This window comes from Bacillus sp. JK62 (assembly GCF_053663455.1).
On the sequence record NZ_JBSJQA010000002.1, the window covers coordinates 350,984 to 368,788 of the forward strand.

Annotated in this window: 17 protein-coding genes; 14 read left to right on the top strand and 3 right to left on the bottom strand. The window is 46.8% G+C overall.

The window, feature by feature from the left end:
- Window positions 1-5: 5 nt before the first annotated feature.
- The 4 genes from mtnN (at window position 6) to ACWJJ4_RS06920 (ending at window position 3,130) form a co-directional block, all read left to right on the top strand.
- Window positions 6-701 (top strand): 5'-methylthioadenosine/S-adenosylhomocysteine nucleosidase, encoded by a 696-nt coding sequence (mtnN, locus tag ACWJJ4_RS06905; protein WP_003152774.1) that lies wholly within the window; start codon window positions 6-8, stop codon window positions 699-701.
- Window positions 702-748: 47 nt separating this feature from the next.
- Entirely contained in the window at window positions 749-1,672 is a 924-nt protein-coding gene (locus ACWJJ4_RS06910) for an O-acetylserine dependent cystathionine beta-synthase (RefSeq protein WP_014305481.1), read from the top strand.
- A gap of 1 nt (window position 1,673) precedes the next feature.
- A complete protein-coding gene (locus tag ACWJJ4_RS06915; RefSeq protein WP_369614558.1) occupies window positions 1,674-2,816 on the top strand; it encodes a bifunctional cystathionine gamma-lyase/homocysteine desulfhydrase in 1,143 nt (380 codons plus the stop codon).
- Window positions 2,817-2,899: 83 nt separating this feature from the next.
- A complete protein-coding gene (locus tag ACWJJ4_RS06920) occupies window positions 2,900-3,130 on the top strand; it encodes a YrhC family protein (RefSeq protein WP_454021527.1) in 231 nt (76 codons plus the stop codon).
- A gap of 38 nt (window positions 3,131-3,168) precedes the next feature.
- Here ACWJJ4_RS06920 and ACWJJ4_RS06925 read toward each other — a convergent pair whose 3' ends face one another.
- Both ACWJJ4_RS06925 and fdhF read right to left on the bottom strand, forming a co-directional pair.
- The gene (locus ACWJJ4_RS06925; protein WP_003152780.1) at window positions 3,169-3,660 is read right to left on the bottom strand and encodes a DUF1641 domain-containing protein; all 492 of its coding nucleotides are present in this window, start codon (window positions 3,658-3,660) and stop codon (window positions 3,169-3,171) included.
- Between the two features lie 17 nt (window positions 3,661-3,677).
- Window positions 3,678-6,620, bottom strand: a complete 2,943-nt coding sequence (gene fdhF / locus ACWJJ4_RS06930; RefSeq protein ID WP_454021611.1) for a formate dehydrogenase subunit alpha — start codon at window positions 6,618-6,620, stop codon at window positions 3,678-3,680.
- A 306-nt stretch (window positions 6,621-6,926) separates the two neighbouring features.
- Here fdhF and ACWJJ4_RS06935 point away from each other — a divergent pair, with 306 nt between their 5' ends.
- From ACWJJ4_RS06935 to ACWJJ4_RS06965, 7 genes are all read left to right on the top strand, one after another.
- Window positions 6,927-7,295, top strand: a complete 369-nt coding sequence (locus tag ACWJJ4_RS06935; RefSeq protein ID WP_003152783.1) for a DUF2294 domain-containing protein — start codon at window positions 6,927-6,929, stop codon at window positions 7,293-7,295.
- A gap of 264 nt (window positions 7,296-7,559) precedes the next feature.
- The gene (locus ACWJJ4_RS06940) at window positions 7,560-8,360 is read left to right on the top strand and encodes a formate/nitrite transporter family protein (RefSeq protein WP_007408225.1); all 801 of its coding nucleotides are present in this window, start codon (window positions 7,560-7,562) and stop codon (window positions 8,358-8,360) included.
- Between the two features lie 389 nt (window positions 8,361-8,749).
- Window positions 8,750-8,890: a YrzI family small protein gene (locus ACWJJ4_RS06945; RefSeq protein ID WP_003152787.1), complete on the top strand. Its 141-nt coding sequence runs from the start codon at window positions 8,750-8,752 to the stop codon at window positions 8,888-8,890.
- 173 nt (window positions 8,891-9,063) lie between these two features.
- A complete protein-coding gene (locus ACWJJ4_RS06950; RefSeq protein WP_007408227.1) occupies window positions 9,064-9,219 on the top strand; it encodes a hypothetical protein in 156 nt (51 codons plus the stop codon).
- Between the two features lie 173 nt (window positions 9,220-9,392).
- Window positions 9,393-9,932 carry a class I SAM-dependent methyltransferase gene (locus ACWJJ4_RS06955; RefSeq protein ID WP_327969239.1) on the top strand — a complete coding sequence of 180 codons (540 nt, stop codon included), beginning with the start codon at window positions 9,393-9,395 and terminating at the stop codon, window positions 9,930-9,932.
- Window positions 9,933-10,141: 209 nt separating this feature from the next.
- Complete coding sequence (locus tag ACWJJ4_RS06960) at window positions 10,142-10,708, top strand: TetR/AcrR family transcriptional regulator (protein ID WP_003152789.1); 567 nt, start codon at window positions 10,142-10,144, stop codon at window positions 10,706-10,708.
- A 27-nt stretch (window positions 10,709-10,735) separates the two neighbouring features.
- Window positions 10,736-13,897, top strand: a complete 3,162-nt coding sequence (locus ACWJJ4_RS06965; RefSeq protein ID WP_146277222.1) for a bifunctional cytochrome P450/NADPH--P450 reductase — start codon at window positions 10,736-10,738, stop codon at window positions 13,895-13,897.
- A gap of 149 nt (window positions 13,898-14,046) precedes the next feature.
- Here the strand turns inward: ACWJJ4_RS06965 and ACWJJ4_RS06970 are convergent, their stop codons facing one another.
- Entirely contained in the window at window positions 14,047-15,255 is a 1,209-nt protein-coding gene (locus ACWJJ4_RS06970; protein ID WP_071181863.1) for an MFS transporter, read from the bottom strand.
- Between the two features lie 124 nt (window positions 15,256-15,379).
- Between ACWJJ4_RS06970 and ACWJJ4_RS06975 the strand changes: the two genes are divergently transcribed.
- The 3 genes from ACWJJ4_RS06975 to ACWJJ4_RS06985 all read left to right on the top strand — a co-directional run bounded on the left by ACWJJ4_RS06975 (window position 15,380) and on the right by ACWJJ4_RS06985 (window position 17,778).
- A complete protein-coding gene (locus ACWJJ4_RS06975) occupies window positions 15,380-16,264 on the top strand; it encodes a LysR family transcriptional regulator (RefSeq protein WP_454021528.1) in 885 nt (294 codons plus the stop codon).
- A gap of 67 nt (window positions 16,265-16,331) precedes the next feature.
- The gene (gene ybaK / locus ACWJJ4_RS06980; RefSeq protein ID WP_454021529.1) at window positions 16,332-16,814 is read left to right on the top strand and encodes a Cys-tRNA(Pro) deacylase; all 483 of its coding nucleotides are present in this window, start codon (window positions 16,332-16,334) and stop codon (window positions 16,812-16,814) included.
- 46 nt (window positions 16,815-16,860) lie between these two features.
- Window positions 16,861-17,778, top strand: a complete 918-nt coding sequence (locus ACWJJ4_RS06985; protein ID WP_454021530.1) for an MBL fold metallo-hydrolase — start codon at window positions 16,861-16,863, stop codon at window positions 17,776-17,778.
- The last annotated feature ends 27 nt before the right edge of the window (window positions 17,779-17,805 follow it).

The window sequence follows — 17,805 nt, forward strand, 5'->3', positions numbered from 1 at the left end:
TATAAATGAAACTGGCAGTCATCGGAGCAATGGAAGAGGAAGTTACGATTTTAAGAAGCAAACTGAAAGACGCAAAACAAGAGATGATCGCTCACTGTGAGTTTACGACGGGCAGCTATGAAGGCGTCGAAGTTATCTTGCTGAAATCGGGGATCGGAAAAGTCAACGCCGCGATCAGCACGACGCTTCTGCTTGACCGTTTCAAACCTGATTATGTGATTAACACAGGCTCAGCGGGCGGTTTTCATCATACATTGAATGTAGGCGACGTCGTCATCTCAACAGATGTCCGCCATCATGACGTGGATGTGACGGCGTTTGACTATGAATACGGACAGGTGCCGGGTCTTCCGGCAGCATACAAAGCTGATGAAAAGCTGATCAGTATTACTGAGGAAGCGGTTTCTGAACTGAACGGCATTCAAGTCGCCAAAGGCACAATCGCTACGGGAGATTCTTTTATGAATGATCCGAAGCGGGTTGAAGACGTACGCGCCAAATTTGCGGATTTGTACGCGGTTGAAATGGAAGCTGCGGCTGTCGCACAGGTGTGCCACCAGTTCAAAACGCCTTTTGTTGTCATCAGAGCTTTATCTGATATTGCCGGAAAAGAATCTGACGTTTCATTTGATAAATTTTTAGAACAGGCTGCCGTTCATTCAACTGAGCTTGTCCTGAATGTCATCAAACGAATTCACTAAGCGGGGGATTCTCGTTCTCCTCCGCTTTTCCAGGAGGAGGACACATATTGAACGTGATAACAGATATTACAGAACTGATCGGAAATACACCGCTGCTCCGTCTCAAGCATTTTGATATACCGGAGGGAACAGCGGTTTATGCTAAACTTGAGATGATGAATCCGGGCGGAAGCATTAAAGACAGGCTGGGCGGAATGCTCATTGAAGATGCGCTACGCACGGGAAAGGTGAAACCGGGCGGTGTTATCATCGAAGCGACTGCCGGAAACACCGGGATCGGACTCGCTCTTTGCGCCAGAAAGCATCAGCTTCGCGCCGTTTTTTGCGTCCCGGAGCATTTCAGCAGAGAAAAGCAGCAAATTATGAAAGCTCTCGGAGCGGACATCGTGCATACGCCGAGAGAAGAAGGCATGCAGGGAGCCATTCGAAAAGCGCTTGAATTGGAGAGAGAGATTAATAATTCTTATGCCGTTCTGCAATTTAAAAACCGAGTAAATCCATTGACTTACTATAAAACGATCGGACCTGAAATATGGAACGCGCTCGGCGGGGATATCCACACCTTTGTCGCAGGAGCGGGTTCCGGCGGCACCTTTGCCGGTACGGCAGCTTATTTAAAGGAGAAAAATCCTGCCGTCAAAACGGTGATCGTTGAACCGGAAGGCTCGATCCTGAACGGAGGAGAGCCGCATGCCCATAAAACGGAAGGCATCGGCATGGAGTTTATCCCGGATTATATGGACGAGAACCATTTTGACGCCATTTACACAGTGGAAGACGATACGGCGTTTTCGCTTGTCAGAGAAGCGGCCGAGAAAGAAGGCCTCTTAATCGGAAGCTCTTCAGGGGCGGCTCTTTATGCAGCGCTTGAAGAAGCGAAAAAAGCGCCCGCCGGATCAAATATCGTCACTATTTTCCCTGACGGCAGCGATCGATATATAAGCAAAAACATTTTTCAAGGAGGTCAGTAAGATGAAGAAAAAAACGCTGATGGTGCACGGAGGAATTACGGGAGATGAAAAAACAGGAGCGGTTTCCGTACCGATTTATCAAGTAAGCACGTACCGGCAGCCGAAAGCGGGCGAGCATACGGGTTATGAATATTCAAGAACGGCCAATCCGACGCGGACGGCGCTTGAAAGCTTAATTGCGGAGCTTGAAGGCGGCGCGGCGGGATATGCGTTCGGCTCAGGCATGGCTGCGATTACTGCCGTCATGATGCTGTTTGACAGCGGCGATCATGTTATTTTGACGGATGATGTATACGGCGGCACTTACCGGGTGATGACAGGTGTGCTGAACCGCTTCGGTATTGAAGCGGACTTTGTTGATACGAGCAGTGAAGAAAAAGTCAAAAAGGCCATTCGCCCGAATACGAAAGCCATTTATATCGAAACACCGACAAACCCGCTATTGAAAGTGACTGACCTCAAACTGATGTCTGACATCGCAAAAGAAGCGGGCGTATTGCTTATCGTCGATAATACGTTTTACACGCCGTATTTCCAGCAGCCGCTCAGCTTCGGCGCGGACATCGTGCTTCACAGCGCGACAAAATATCTCGGCGGCCACAGCGATGTCGTCGGCGGCTTAGTCGTGACGGCTGATAAAGAGCTCGGTGAAAAGCTTCATTACGTGCAAAACTCAACGGGCGGCGTCTTAGGACCGCAGGATTCATGGCTTTTAATGAGAGGCATTAAAACACTGGGACTCAGAATGGATGCCATCAATCACAGCGCCGGGAAAATCGCCGAGCTGCTTGAAGCGCATGATGCCGTTCAGACGCTCTACTATCCGGGATCAGTGAAACATCCGGGCCATGAGCTGACAAAAGCGCAAAGCTCCGGTTTCGGCGGAATGATTTCCTTTGATATCGGCAGCAGTGAACGCGTCGACGCGTTTTTAGAAAAATTGAACCTGTTTACAATCGCTGAAAGCTTAGGAGCGGTTGAAAGCTTAATCTCCGTGCCGTCCAGAATGACGCACGCTTCGATTCCGCGCGACCGCCGGCTTGCGCTTGGCATTACCGACGGGCTCGTACGGATCTCAGTCGGTATTGAGGATACTGAGGATTTAACGGCGGATGTGAAACAGGCGCTTGATTCCCTTTTATAAAGAATGGATAGATTTACATTCTCTGTCGGCTGTCAGCTTGTATTATAATGTTGGTAGACTATAAAACTGGCAGGTGACCTTATATGGAGAAGAAAAGACTGAAATCATTAATAGAAGATTTTAAGCATTACGCATTTATTCTGCTTGCAGTCAGCACCTTCATTTATATCGGCGCGGTTCTTCCCGGACAAGGGCTGACTGCGGGCCAGAAAATGCTGATGTTTGTAACGGATTGTGCATTTTTAGCGGGCGCTTATTTCTGCGTTGACCGTTCACTTGTTTATAAAAAGAGGCTGGAAGAGGCCGATGAATAAAAAAAGCCATTGTCTTTTGACAATGGCTCTTTCATTTCTTATTCAGACGGGGTTTCGCGTAATTCTTTTCCCATTCCTTTTAAAAACTGCAGCCCGAAGCCGAGCGCGCGGTTAATATCGGGATCACCGACGGCTTTCATCAGTTCAAACATACTGACTTTCCTGTCCTCTTTTAAAAATCTTTGCGCCTGATCCGTCCCGGCCATGGCGCTTTCTAAAAGTCTGCCCATAAATTCGGGATCAGCTTTTGACAGCGCGCCTCCCGCGGCCATCATCGTATTCAGAAGATTGGTGACAGGTTCCCGGGAAATCTGTCCGAGTGCGATTTTGGCAATCTCCTCTTTTGCCTGGAGCATATAGCCGGCGGCATCAAAAATGCCCAAGCCATTCAGCTCTGCCATAATAGACATCGTTTTCGCGACGGCTTCTTCATTTTCTGCGAGAAGCGTCTTCAGTTCTTCCAGTTTTTCAGCTTTCAGCTGTTCCTCTGTTTTCGTTTCTTTTTGAATTTCAGTAATTGGGCTTGCCATAATGTTTCCTCCTTTCCTTAATCAGTTAAGTGCACATAGCCCGGACGGTTCCATTTTCGCTGAGCTTCCACACCGTTTTGCGGATGACGTTTTTTGTTCCGCGGATTCGTTTTCGGAAGCGGCGGTGTATCACAGGAACCGAGCACTTCCATGCGGACTTTTGTCTGTTTATAGGCAGGTGTATGTGTCCGTGAATCATACGCAGGCCCGGTCAGGAAATTAATCGCAGAATCTTTATCTGTAGAGTTCATCGGCAGATAAAGCTCATTTGCGCGGACACGGTCTGTCACAAGCGCGTTCAATTTAACCGCCCCAAAAGGAGAGACGAGCCGGATCATTGTTCCGTCGCAAATTCCGCGTTCAGCCGCGAGCTCCGGCGATACTTCAACAAATACATCCGGCACTTTAGACTGAATGCCCTTCGATTTGTTTGTCATGTTTCCTTCGTGGAAATGTTCAAGCATCCGTCCGTTGTTAATATGCAGGTCATATTCTTCAGGGAATACGGCAGGCTCCACCCAATCGCTCAGCGCAAAACGGGCTTTTTTGTCCGGGAAGTTAAAGCCGTCTTCATAAAGAAGCGGAGTGCTTTCTCCCGTAAAGCTTCCCCACAGGAAGCTGTTCCAGCCGCTAAGAACGTCGTAGCTTGCTTTTCCGAACAGCGGAGAAAGGCTCGCCATTTCTGAGAAAATGTCGCTTGGATGCGTGTAATCCCAATCAGCGCCTAAACGATTGGCGACTTCCTGAATAATCCACCAGTCGGGTTTGGCATCGCCTAGTGTCGGAAGCGCCTGATACAATCTTTGTACACGACGCTCTGTGTTTGTAAATGTTCCGTCTTTTTCAAGAGATGGAACTGCAGGCAGGATGACATCCGCGTATTGCGCCGTTCTTGAAAGGAAAATATCCTGCACAACAAAGAAATCAAGGCTGGATAAAATGTCATGAACATGGTTGGCGTTTGAATCGACGAGCGCCATATCTTCACCGACAAGATACATGGCTTTCATGTTTCCTTCTTCAATCGCATGGAGCATTTCGATATTATCAAGACCCGGCTTGCCGTCAATTTCAACACCGTAAGCTTTTTCGAATTTAGCGCGTGCCTCATCATCGGTAATATGCTGATACCCCGGAAGCCAGCCTGGAAGAGTTCCCATATCGCAAGCGCCTTGAACGTTATTATGTCCCCGCAGCGGATAGGCTCCGGCGCCCGGGCGGCGGTAGTTTCCTGTGGCAAGCAGCAGATTGGAAATCGCCGCTGATGTATCAGAGCCGCCTGTATTCTGGGTAACGCCCATGCCCCAAAGAACACAAGTGCCGTCTGCATCACGAATCATTTCGGCAATGCGGATGATCGTATCCTGAGAAAGTCCGGTGATGCGCTCCGCATATTCTAATGTATACTTTTTCAGCGTTTCTTTATAATCTTCAAAGTAGTTGACATTCTCATCAATAAACGCTTGATCGTGCCAGCCTTGGTCAATCATATATTTTGTCACTGCCATGAGCCAGACTTGGTCAGTCCCTTGTTTCGGGCTGATAAAGAGGTCGGACCGTTCAGCCATTTCATTTCTGCGCAGATCGGCAACAATTAATTTTTGTCCGTGCAGCTTATGTGCGCGTTTCACGCGTGTGGCCAGAACCGGATGTCCTTCCGCCGGATTGGCGCCGACGATGAGCACGAGGCCCGCTTTTGCGATATCTTTAATTGTGCCGGCGTCACCGCCCATACCGACTGTGCGGAATAAGCCGTCCGTTGCCGGTGACTGGCAGTAGCGTGAACAGTTATCCACGTTGTTGGTTTCAAATACTTGACGCGCTAATTTTTGAATAACGTAGTTGTCTTCATTCGTAATTTTAGAAGAAGAAATAAAACCGACAGAACCATTTCCGTGTTCGGCCTTGATCGAACCGAGTCTTGAAGCGACAAGATCAAGAGCTTCTTCCCATGACGATTCAACAAATGCGCCGTTTTTCCGGATAAGCGGTTTTGTAATCCGTTCTTCCGAATTCACGAAGTCCCAGCCGAATTTCCCTTTCACACAAGTGGAAATCGCGTTAACCGGAGCATCGGAAACAGGCTGAATTTTAAGGATGTCACGGCCTTTTGTCCATACTTCAAAAGAGCATCCGACGCCGCAGAACGTGCAGACTGTTTTTGTTTTTTTCGTCCGTTTATCGCGCATAGCCGCTTCCACTTCTGACACGGCGAAGATGCTTGTATAGTCGGGTTCAACATTTTTCACTAAATCAATCATCGGTTCCATGACATCTTCTTTTATTCCTGTCATAAATCCGGCTTGGCCGAGCATTGATTTTTCCATCAGTGCGTTACAAGGGCAGACAGTGACACATTGGCCGCAGCTGACGCAGGATGATTCATTAATGGCGACGCCTTCATCCCAAATGACCCGCGGGCGGTCGCGCTCCCAATCAATTGAAAGGGTCTCATTCACCTGAAGGTTTTGACACACTTCCACACATTGGCCGCAGGCGATGCATTGGTTCGGATCATAGCGGTAAAACGGGTGAGACATATCAACCGCGCACTTTGAATCATCTTTCGGCGTATACGGATATTTCTGATGCTCAATTCCCATCATTTCCGCTGTATTATGCAGTGTGCAGTTGCCGTTGTTGTTATCGCATACCGTACAGTAAAGCAGGTGATTCTCGAGCAGGCGGTCCATGGCCTCTGTCTGAGCCTCTTTTACCCTTCCCGACGTAAGCGAGATGGACATCCCGTTTTCTGCAGCCGTGGAACAAGAGCGCTGCAATTTCCCGTTTACTTCAACAATACAGGTGTCACATGTTTGAATCGGATCTACTTCCGGTACATGGCATATTTGCGGAATCTCAATGCCATTTTGGTTTAAAATATCTAAAATCTTTGACCCCTCTGGTGCTTCATACTCCGTGCCGTCAATTTTGACACGGATAGACTGAACGTCTGTCACTTCCAATTCCCCTCCATCTTTTAAACTCGAAAAAAAGCCATGCACATAGATACCGGCCTCCTGTCCGGAGAACGGTATAAATACGCATGGCGGAATAGTTCACTAGCAAGTCTTACTAACAGACCAATCCTATTTGTATAAAACGATAGACTCGTAACACGTTTCCTATTACAAATCCATCTTCACTGCTTTTATTATAAGGTGATATTTATTATAATACAATACGAAAGGAAAACTTTAACCAGGTGAAATGTCAAAAAGGGGAACCGGGAATGTCTTTCATAGGCTGAAATCGGAGGGGACAATATGTCTAAAAAAATTCATGAATTTAACGATATTATCCGGAAATTGCGCAAAGAATTATTTGGAAAGGGGCCGGAACGAATTCACACCGTTTTTGTGGATAACATGGCGGTATCAACGCTTTACGGCAATCTAAGCGCAAGTGAGCAGTTTATCGCACGCACGCCTGAAGGAAGAGAAATGGTTCATGCGGCGCGGACCAGCTTAATTCAGGAACTGTATTCAAAACAAACGCCTGACGGAATGGAAGAGCTCATCGGAGCAAAGCTCGTGCATCTGTTTTCAGACATCAAGATCGAAGAGAATATTGCGGTGTCTGTATTTGTCTTTGACCGAACCATTGAAGAGCGCCGTGAAGAAATCAAAAGCTGAAAAAAATTCAATTGACACGAAATTGTCACATTTGATATGATATGAACTGCCAGCAGTGGCTTAAGGACGATTTTTTTATGGAATGTGTGCATGATCTGTACATTTTCTATAGCTAATATTTTCATTCTGCTTGATATTGTTGTATGGGTATGCATACAAGTTAGGCAGCATTCAAACCCGTTTTAGACGGGCTGTTTGAATGCTGCCTTTTTTGTTAGGCGTCTTTGGAAACTGCGGGCTGAAATGATAAATGGAGGGGTTATTATGGCTTTTCGTAAACCGGACGAAATAGCGGAGCTTGCGGTCGAATCAGGGGTAAAAAAGGTGCATTCACCGCTTTCAGCACTGATTGTATTAGGATTTTTGGGAGGAGCGTTTATCGCACTCGGTTATTTGCTTGACATCCGTGTCATCGGCGACCTTCCGAAAGAATGGGGAAGCCTGTCGAGTTTAATCGGGGCGTCCGTGTTTCCCATCGGATTGGTGCTCGTCGTTCTTGCCGGCGCGGAGCTGATTACGGGAAATATGATGTCGGTATCTATGGCGCTGTTTTCCAGAAGAATATCCGCCGGTGCATTAGTGAAAAATTGGGTGATCGTGACGTTGATGAATCTTGTCGGCGCACTGTTTGTCGCTTACTTTTTCGGACATGTTGTCGGATTAACCGAAACAGGACCTTACTTGGAAAAAACGATTGCGGTCGCACAAGGCAAATTGGATATGCCGTTTGGAAAAGTCATTGTTTCGGCGATCGGCTGTAACTGGCTTGTCTGTTTGGCCGTCTGGCTTTCTTTCGGCGCAGAAGACGGAGCCGGAAAAATCGCGGGTATATGGTTTCCGATTATGGCGTTTGTCGCAATTGGTTTTCAGCACGTTGTAGCCAATATGTTTATCATCCCGGCTGCGATTTTTGCAGGTTCTTTTTCGTGGGGTGATCTGATTGGCAATCTCATTCCGGCCTTTATCGGGAATGTAATCGGCGGGGCAGTGTTTGTCGGCCTTATTTATTTTATTGCATATTCAAAAAAAGATCAGAAAAAGCAAGGGATGAAAAGAGTTTCCTGAGGTAAGAAAGATGCCGGAAAACACGGACAATTGAAGCGGAATGCCAGCACATTTTCCGTCCAAATCTTGAAAAAAATGTTTACAAAATGGAAACTGATGGATATACTTACAAAGTAAGAAAAAAGCAAAGGGAGGTTGAATCACATGACGACGTTAAACGGCAATCAAAATTTACAATTGAACCGATTCAGCCTGTGGAAGAGTTCGTGTCCTTCCTTAACCTCTGCCCGTCAAGCACGTTAATTTCGGAGTATCAGGACATTCGCAGCTCCCCGCAGGGAAAGAAGCTCCGTCTTCTTTTGTCTGCGGATTTAGTCTGCCCGCAGCGCATATGAAGTTTGCTGCGGGTTATTTTCGCTTGTGCGGATATTGAAAGGGGGTGAGCGATAATGACCATTAATCTTTTCTTTTTAACACTGACCATTTCAAAGCGTTTTAAAAGTGCGGAAGAGTATGAACGAGAACAGCAGGTCGAAGAGTTTTATAATGAAGCGAAAGAACGCCAGCTGAAACACTTTTATATGAACTGAACGGACACGAAGGGCCAAAACGGAGGAGAAGGAGGAGATCATCATGTTCAGAATTGAACTGCTGAATCATTACACAATGGAGAAGGACCAGGTTTAGCGAGGGTGTTGCTGTCACGTCGCAGACGGCCTGCATACCATGGTAAAGAAAGAAAAATTGGTAAGCGGGTGATAGCATGCAAGGCGGTCAGAACAGAATTCCATCCATCGGGCACGGGTATGCGTCAATGCCCCATTCATTTAAACACGGCTACGGCAACCCGTATCGCCGGCAGAGAATGGCGGCGCTTTCCCGGCAGACAAGATATATAGCACCGTATTATTGGTACTAGAGCAGGCGGAAAACCTACGTTTTCCGTCTTTTTTTTTATGAAAACAAATATAAATTTCAAATAAATCGAAACGTTCATAAAGAGAAGTGCGTCTAGTTAGTACCTCATACTAATACGAGATAATATTATTTCTGAATAATAAATCACAGGAATGGAAAAGCGGGTGTTATACAATGTTGCAACATACATCTTCAGCATTAAAACGAATGCGCGCGAAATACTTTGCTGCATCAGAACCGGCAGAGTCAGTCATTCAGCAAATCTTGATGGACATACAGGAATACGACCGCATTTTGGAAATCGGGACCGGAAACGGCTCAATGTTTAAACAAATCATCGGACAGCTTGAAAAGGGCAGTCTTAAAAGCATAGAAACATCGAAACGTAAAATACGGAAAACACAGCGCGCAAACCGTTCGGTTATAAAAGCCGGGCGCGGAAACATTCAGCAGGGGAGGCCTGAAAGCTTACCGTTCCGCGATCGCAGCTTTCATAAAGTTTTCTCATTACATACTGCTGAAACAGTCAGCGATTACAGGACAGCATGTAAAGAAGTGTACCGCGTTCTTCAAATTGACGGATGTTTCTATATGGTTTTGAAACCTTCGCGGATGAGTGAGAAGGATGTGATTCAGGTGCTCTATGATCAGCATTTCAGAGACATTTCAGTTGTCAGCAGAGATTCATTCCATTTTATTACTGCCATTAAATAGAATATTTCTTGGGAAATAAAAAGAGCTGCTTAAGTCACTGCAGCTCTTTTTGTGAAATTGGGCATATTTCCTTATTTTTGGTTATTTCACATCTATTTTATATTAAAAAAAGTTTTTTTCTTATACAATGGTAATCAGATGACCGTACATTTTAAATATTTTGAACAAACGGAATGAACATTCATTCCGCATTTAGAAAGGGGGATGAAATGACAGCTTCAAACAAGGTTGAACTCATTATGAAAGCGTCGCTTACTTTGTTTACAGATAGAGGATTTGACGCCACGACGATTCCGATGATTGCCGCTCAGGCCGATGTCGGAACCGGCACAATCTACCGTTACTTTGACAGTAAAGAGACACTTGTGAACGTACTGTATCAGGAAAGTGCGCAGCGTTTTATGAAAAAAGTCAAAACGGACTTTCAGGGTATCTCTGTAAGAGAAGGGTTTCATCACCTGTTTTATTGTCTGATTGATTTTACGAAGGAAAGTGAGTATGCATTGTTTTTTCTTGAAACGAATAAGGACGCCTACTTTCTTAATGAAACGAGCCGTAAGCTTCTTGATGAAATAACACAGATGCTTGACGTCTTTTTTCAGCGCGGCAAGTCTGAAGGTGTGCTCCGCAATCTGCCGTCCAATGTGCTGATGGCGCTGCTGCTCGGGGCATATCTCAAACTCTATCAGCTTATTCGGACGGGAAGCGTCGAAATAACAAAACCGTTTCTGAAAGAACTGGAACAATGTTCTTGGGATGCCATCAGAACTCATTAATTATTCGCCGAAGGAAGGAAGATCGATATGAAACAGCTAAGCGCTATACCGCAGCCGAAAACATACGGACCTCTGAAAAATCTCCCTCACTTGGAAAAAGAAAAACTGTCACAATCGCTCTGGAAAATTGCCGAAGAATACGGCCCGATCTTTCGTTTTGAATTTCCGAGCTCTGTCGGGGTCTTCGTCTCAGGCCGCGAGCTCGCGGCAGAAGTCTGTGATGAAAAGCGATTTGATAAAAACCTCAGTAAAGCCTTGCTGAAAGTCCGTGAGTTTGGCGGTGACGGACTATTTACGAGCTGGACTCACGAAAAGAATTGGCAGAAAGCGCATCGGATTTTATTGCCGAGCTTCAGCCAGAAGGCGATGAAAGGCTATCATTCAATGATGCTTGATATTGCCATGCAGCTCGTGCAGAAGTGGAGCAGATTAAATCCGAATGAAGAAATTGACGTTGCCGAAGATATGACGCGCCTGACGCTGGATACAATCGGCCTGTGCGGATTTCATTACCGCTTTAACAGCTTTTACCGCGACACACAGCATCCTTTTATCACGAGCATGCTTCGCGCGCTGCAGGAGGCAATGCGCCAATCACAGAGACACAGCCTGCAGGACAAGCTGATGATCAAAACGAGACATCAGTTCCAGCAGGATATTGAAGAGATGAATTCGCTTGTAGACCGGATCATCGCTGAGCGGAGGGAAAATCCGGATGAGAATCTGTCTGATCTTTTAGCATTGATGCTTGAAGCGAAAGATCCTGTAACAGGGGAAAGGCTGGATGATGAAAATATCCGCTATCAAATTATTACTTTTTTGATCGCTGGGCATGAAACCACAAGCGGACTGCTTTCATTCGCAATTTACTGCCTGCTGAAAAATAAAGATAAATTGAAAAAAGCCGTTCAGGAAGCCGAGCGGGTGCTGACGGGAGAGACACCTGAATATAAGCAGATTCAGCAGCTGACATATATCCGCATGGTGCTGAACGAGACTTTGCGGCTGTATCCGACTGCCCCGGCATTTTCCCTGTACGCGAAAGAAGATACGGTTCTCGGCGGGAAATATCCGATTGCGAAGGGACAGCCGGTGACGATTCTGACTCCGCAGCTGCACCGGGATAAAAGCGCGTGGGGAGAAGATGCCGAGTTATTCCGTCCGGAAAGGTTCAGCGATCCCGCGGCAATTCCGGCTGATGCGTATAAGCCGTTCGGAAACGGACAGCGCGCATGCATCGGGATGCAGTTTGCTCTGCAGGAAGCGACAATGGTGCTCGGCCTTGTCCTTAAACACTTTGAACTGATTGATCATACTGATTATGAGCTTACGATTAAAGAAGCTTTAACCATTAAGCCCGGTGATTTTAAAATCCGTGTGAAAAACAAGGATGTGTCCAATCAGCAGTCCGCACAAAACCATAAAGCTGAAGGCAGCGGTCACAAAGAAGAAACGACAGAAATACCGTCCCACGGAACGCCGCTTCTCATTCTTTACGGATCAAATTTAGGAACTGCGGAAGGAATCGCGGAAGAGCTGGCTGACATCGGCAGAAGCAAAGGATTTTCAACTGAAACCGGCCCGCTCGATGATTATACGGGGAAACTGCCTGTAAAAGGCGCAGTCGTTATTGTGACGGCTTCTTATAACGGGGCGCCGCCTGATAATGCGGCGGGCTTTGTGAAATGGATGGAAACCCTTGAAGATCAGGAATTAAAGGGTGTTTCTTACGCTGTCTTCGGCTGCGGAGACCGCAACTGGGCCGCCACTTACCAGAGGATCCCCCGCCTGATAGACAAAGTGCTTGAAGAAAAAGGGGCAAAAAGGCTGACTTCTATCGGGGAGGGCGACAATGCCGATGATTTTGAGTACAGTCAGGAAGCCTGGGAAGACTCATTCTGGAAGGACATCATGAAGGCTTTTCATATAGAGGCCGCTCCAAAACAGGCAAACAAATCACAGTTATCAATCGAATACGTAAGTGAAGCAGCCGAGACGCCGATTGCCAAAACGTACAAAGCATTTGAGGCGGAAGTCATCACAAACAAAGAGCTTCATACCGAAAGCAGCAAGCGTTCAGTCCGGCATATTGAGCTGCGTCTCCCGAAAACCGAAACGTATCGGGAAGGAGACCATCTCGGGGTGCTTCCGCAAAACAGCGGGGAACTGATCAGCCGTGTCATTCGCCGATTCGGTCTTGATCCGAACCAGCACTTTAAGATCAAGGGCCGGCAGCTGCCTCATCTGCCGACGGACCGGCCGGTTAATGCGCCGGAGCTTTTGGCGTCATATGTAGAGCTGCAGGAACCGGCAACGAGAGCCCAGCTTCGCGAACTTGCCGCCCATACCGTGTGCCCGCCGCACCAAAAAGAATTGGAGCATCTTTATTCTGACGATGCGGCATATAAAGAAAACGTGCTGAAAAAACGAATGACCATGCTGAACCTGCTGGAAGATTATCCGGCTTGTGAACTGCCGTTTGAGCGCTTTTTAGAACTTCTGCCGTCCTTAAAGGCGCGCTATTATTCAATCTCAAGCTCACCGAAGGCAAACAAAAGGGAGCTCAGTATCACGGTCGGCGTTGTGACGGCTCCGGCGTGGAGCGGCCGGGGAGAATACAGGGGCGTGGCTTCGAACTATTTAGCCGGATTACAAAATGGCGATTCTGCCGTCTGTTTCATCCGCTCGCCGCAGTCGGGTTTCGCATTGCCTGAAAATACGAAAACGCCTCTCATTATGATCGGAGCAGGCACCGGAATTGCACCGTTCAGGGGATTTATCCAGGCGCGGGCTGCAGAAAAAATGTCCGGTAACAGCCTGGGCGAAGCTCATTTATACTTCGGCTGCAGACATCCTGAAGAAGACGATCTGTACAAAGATGAATTCGACCATGCGGAGAAAAACGGCCTTGTCACCGTGCATCGGGCGTATTCCAGATTAGATCAGGACTGTAAAGTTTACGTACAGGATGTCCTGCTTCGCGAGGCTGCACAGATTATTGCGCTTCTTGACCAAGGCGGCCATCTCTATATATGCGGAGACGGAAGCAAAATGGCTCCGGCTGTCGAAAATGTACTGCTTCAGGCGTATGAAAAGGTGCATAACACTGATTCAAAAGTTTCCTTGAATTGGCTTGAACAGCTGCAGGCGGAAGGAAGATATGCGAAAGATGTTTGGGCAGGTGTGTAACAGAAGCGTAAGGCAATTGAAGATTGTGTTTTAATTGAAGAAAGCCGGCACGATATTTGAAATCTACTGAATCAAAAGGAATAGTTATAGGGAGTATCGTGCCGGCCTTATCTTTAGTATCGGACAAAAGACACAAATCTTTAATGTTTTTATTGATTTACATGCAGGCGGCTATGTCCCTTTTTTCTGAATTCCGCCAGAAATAAAACCGGATAAGACAGCAATAGCAAAACCGAAATAAATGAAATGATACCGATCCAATGAAAATGCGTCCAAAAGAAACCGCCGCAAGACCCGGCCACGCTTGACCCGATATAGTATGCAAGCAGATATAATGAAGAGGCTTGCGCGCGCTGATCACCGGCTGCGCGGCCGACCCAGGCGCTTGCGATCGAATGTGCGCCGAAAAAGCCGAAGGTAAAGACGGCAATCCCCGCGATTTTAAGGGCAAGCTGGGGCAAAAGTGTCACCGCTGCACCGGCCAGCATAACAAAAATCGCAATCTTAATCATTTTTGCACTTCCGAAAAGGTCCGCTTTTTTCCCCATATAGACAGAGCTGAACGTTCCCGCGAGATAGACAATAAAAATAAAACCGATCACAGTCTGTGACAAATGATAAGGAGCCGCCATTAAATGAAAGCCGATATAATTATATAATGTCACAAAACTCCCCATTAATATAAATCCCAGAGATATTAACAAAAGCAGCCGTTTGCGGTGTAGAACCGCTCCGTATTCCTTACATGCCGCTTTTACGCCCGCATGCCGCTGAGATGAATGGCGCGGAGCCGGAAGAAAACGCCAAAACAAATAGCTTAATACAATAGAAAGAATGCCGATAATGGCAAGCGCCGGCCGCCAGCCGAATACATCAGTCAGAAGCCCCGTTAACAGCCTGCCGCTCATTCCCCCGATGCTTGTGCCGCTGATATATAAGCCCATCATTTTCCCGAGGCCCTTCGGATCAAACTCCTCGCCTACATATGTCATAGCGACAGCAGGAACGCCTGCCAGAAAAATACCGAGCAGCCCCCTCATCGCCAAAAGCGCCGGAAAAGCCGGACTGAACGCTGTTAATATACCTAAAACAGAAGTAGCTGTTAACGACAGCACCATTAATTTTTTTCTGCCGAATCCGTCAGACAACGAAGCGGCGGCCAATAATGAAAATGCCAAAACGGCTGTTGAGATGGATAAAGTTAAGCTGGCAGCCGCAGCGGAAATATGAAACTCTTCCGAAAACAAAGGCATAAGCGGCTGTGTCGTGTAAAGCGTGGCAAATGTCACAAAGCCGCTGATAAACAGAGCCAAGCTGGCCTTTCTGTAAGCCTTTGTATGAGGCTGAATAAACGTCATGAATGTCCCTCTTTTCTCACTGTTGGTTATATATGTATCGTACGCTTTTCATTTCAATGTGTCTAATTTATAATAACTATAGAATTAATGCGTGTAGGTTATGAGGAAAGGGGAGAAGGAGAAAATGGAGCTTCATCAAATTGACAACTTCATTGCGGCGGCAACTCATCAGCATTTCACAAATGCGGCAAAAGAAAGAATGATTTCTCAGCCGGCATTAAGCCGATCGATTATCAGGCTCGAAGAAGAATTAGGCGCGCCGTTATTTTACAGAGAGACAAAAGCCGTCCGGCTGACAAGGCACGGAGAGCAGTTCTTAATAAAAGCAAAACAAGCGAGACGAGCTTTAAATGAAGGCGTTGAACAAGTGAAAAAAAATATGAGCCTGGAACACGGCGAAATATCTGTATCTTTTCTTCATACGCTCGGGCTGCGCTTGATGCCTCAGCTGATTGCCGAATTTAAAAAGCTATACCCAAACGTGACCTTCCGGCTTTATCAAGGCGCAAATGAAACGCTTCGCAAAATGGTGGAAACGGGAGATGCGGATATCTGTCTCAGCTCCCCGCCGCTTCCCAGCGAGCTTTTACAATGGACAGTGCTGGAGAAAGAGCCTCTTTATGCGGTGCTTCCTGAGAACCACCCGCTTGCAGGAAATAAAAGCATTCAAATGAAAGAGATGCAGGACGAGGATTTTGTCGGATTTAAATCGGGATACGGGCTGAGGTATATGTTTGATCTGATGTGCCGGGATTTGAATATACACCCGCATCTCGCATTTGAAGGAGAGGAAGTGTCAACCATATTAGGGCTGACCGCCGCGGGTCTTGGGGCTGCAGTTCTGCCGAAAACCGCGGAGCATTCATACTTTCCGGTCGTTTTTCTCCCGGTTGCAGATTACCAATGCGAACGCACCATAGCGTTAGCCCAGTTAAAAAACCATGCTCTCTCTCCTGCTGCTGAGCGTTTTAAACAGTTTGCACTTGAGTATTACAAAGGACGCAACTGAGCGGTCATTTTATTAAAATCGAAGTTGAAAATAAAGCAGAAAGAAATACAGAAAACGGAGGATAACCATGGCGAAAAAAACAGTGAAAACAAATGCTGTTCGTATCATTGAGCAGCAAAACATTCCCTATGAGCTATTAGGTTACAAAACAGAAGGGGGACAGCCCGCAGACGGTCTTTCCGTTTCACAAAAAATCGGATACTCTGCCGAATATGTTTATAAAACCTTAGTGGCATCTGCAGGAACTGATCGTTATTACGTCTTTGTCGTTCCCGTTGCAAAAGAACTGAATCTGAAAAAGGCTGCGAAGTCGGCAGGTGAGAAGAAAATAGAAATGATTGCCATGAAGGACCTTTTGGGAGTGACCGGCTATATACGCGGCGGCTGCTCTCCGATCGGAATGAAAAAAAGGTTTCCGACTTTTATTGATAGATCCGCTGAAACACTGGCGTTTATGATTGTCAGTGCGGGGAAAATCGGAATGCAGCTAAAAGTAGCGCCTCATGATTTAGCCGAAGCAAGCGGGGCGGTATTTACAGACATTGTATAAATGTCCGGTGGATCTAATGGAATACACGTTTCAAGGGAGAATGATAATGAAAAAAAGATATGAAAACTTGAATGGCGTGAAGAATGAACATGGATTCATGGACATGTGGAAATGGATGAAAGAACGAAGAGAAAAAAGTAAAGATTTAAACGAGAATATTCCGAAAGCGGTCACAAGGGATGTCCGTGATGTTGCCGTCAATCGGACGGAAACCGCCATAACATGGATCGGCCATTCTTCATTTCTGATCCAAATACAGGGGCTTAACATAATGACCGACCCTGTATGGGCGCGGAGGATGGGTTTTCAAAAACGGCTGACAGAGCCGGGATATGAATTGAGCGAACTGCCTGACATTGATGCCGTGCTCATCTCACATGGGCATTATGACCATCTTGATTTTCCGAGTATAAAAAAACTGAGAGGAAACCCGGATTTTTACGTGCCTGCGGGACTGAAAAAGCTGTTCATCAAAAAAGGCCGCAAAAAGGTTCATGAAATGAATTGGTGGGATCGTTTTGAGATGCGGGGGGTGAATATATCATTTGTTCCGGCCCAGTACTGGACACGGAGAACGCTTTGGGATACCGATACTTCTCATTGGGGAGGCTGGGTCATAGAAAGCGAAAACGGCGAGTCCATCTATTTTGCAGGAGATACAGGCTATTTTGAAGGCTTTAAAGAAATCGGAGAGAGGTTTCGTATTAAGGCGGCCCTGATGCCGATCGGAGCATACGAACCCGAATGGTTTATGAAAGTGTCACATATCAATCCGGAAGACGCCGTGAAAGCGTTTTTGGAGCTGAAGGCTGACAGCTTCATTCCCATGCATTACGGGGCATTCCGGCTTGCTGATGATACAGGCCCGGAAGCATTAAGCAGACTGCACGGCGAGTGGGCCCGGCGTGCATTACCTCCTGAAAACCTGAAAGCATTAGCGCTTGGCGAAACATTTTGGCTGTAACAGCAGGTTTTCGCTGCCGACACCAAT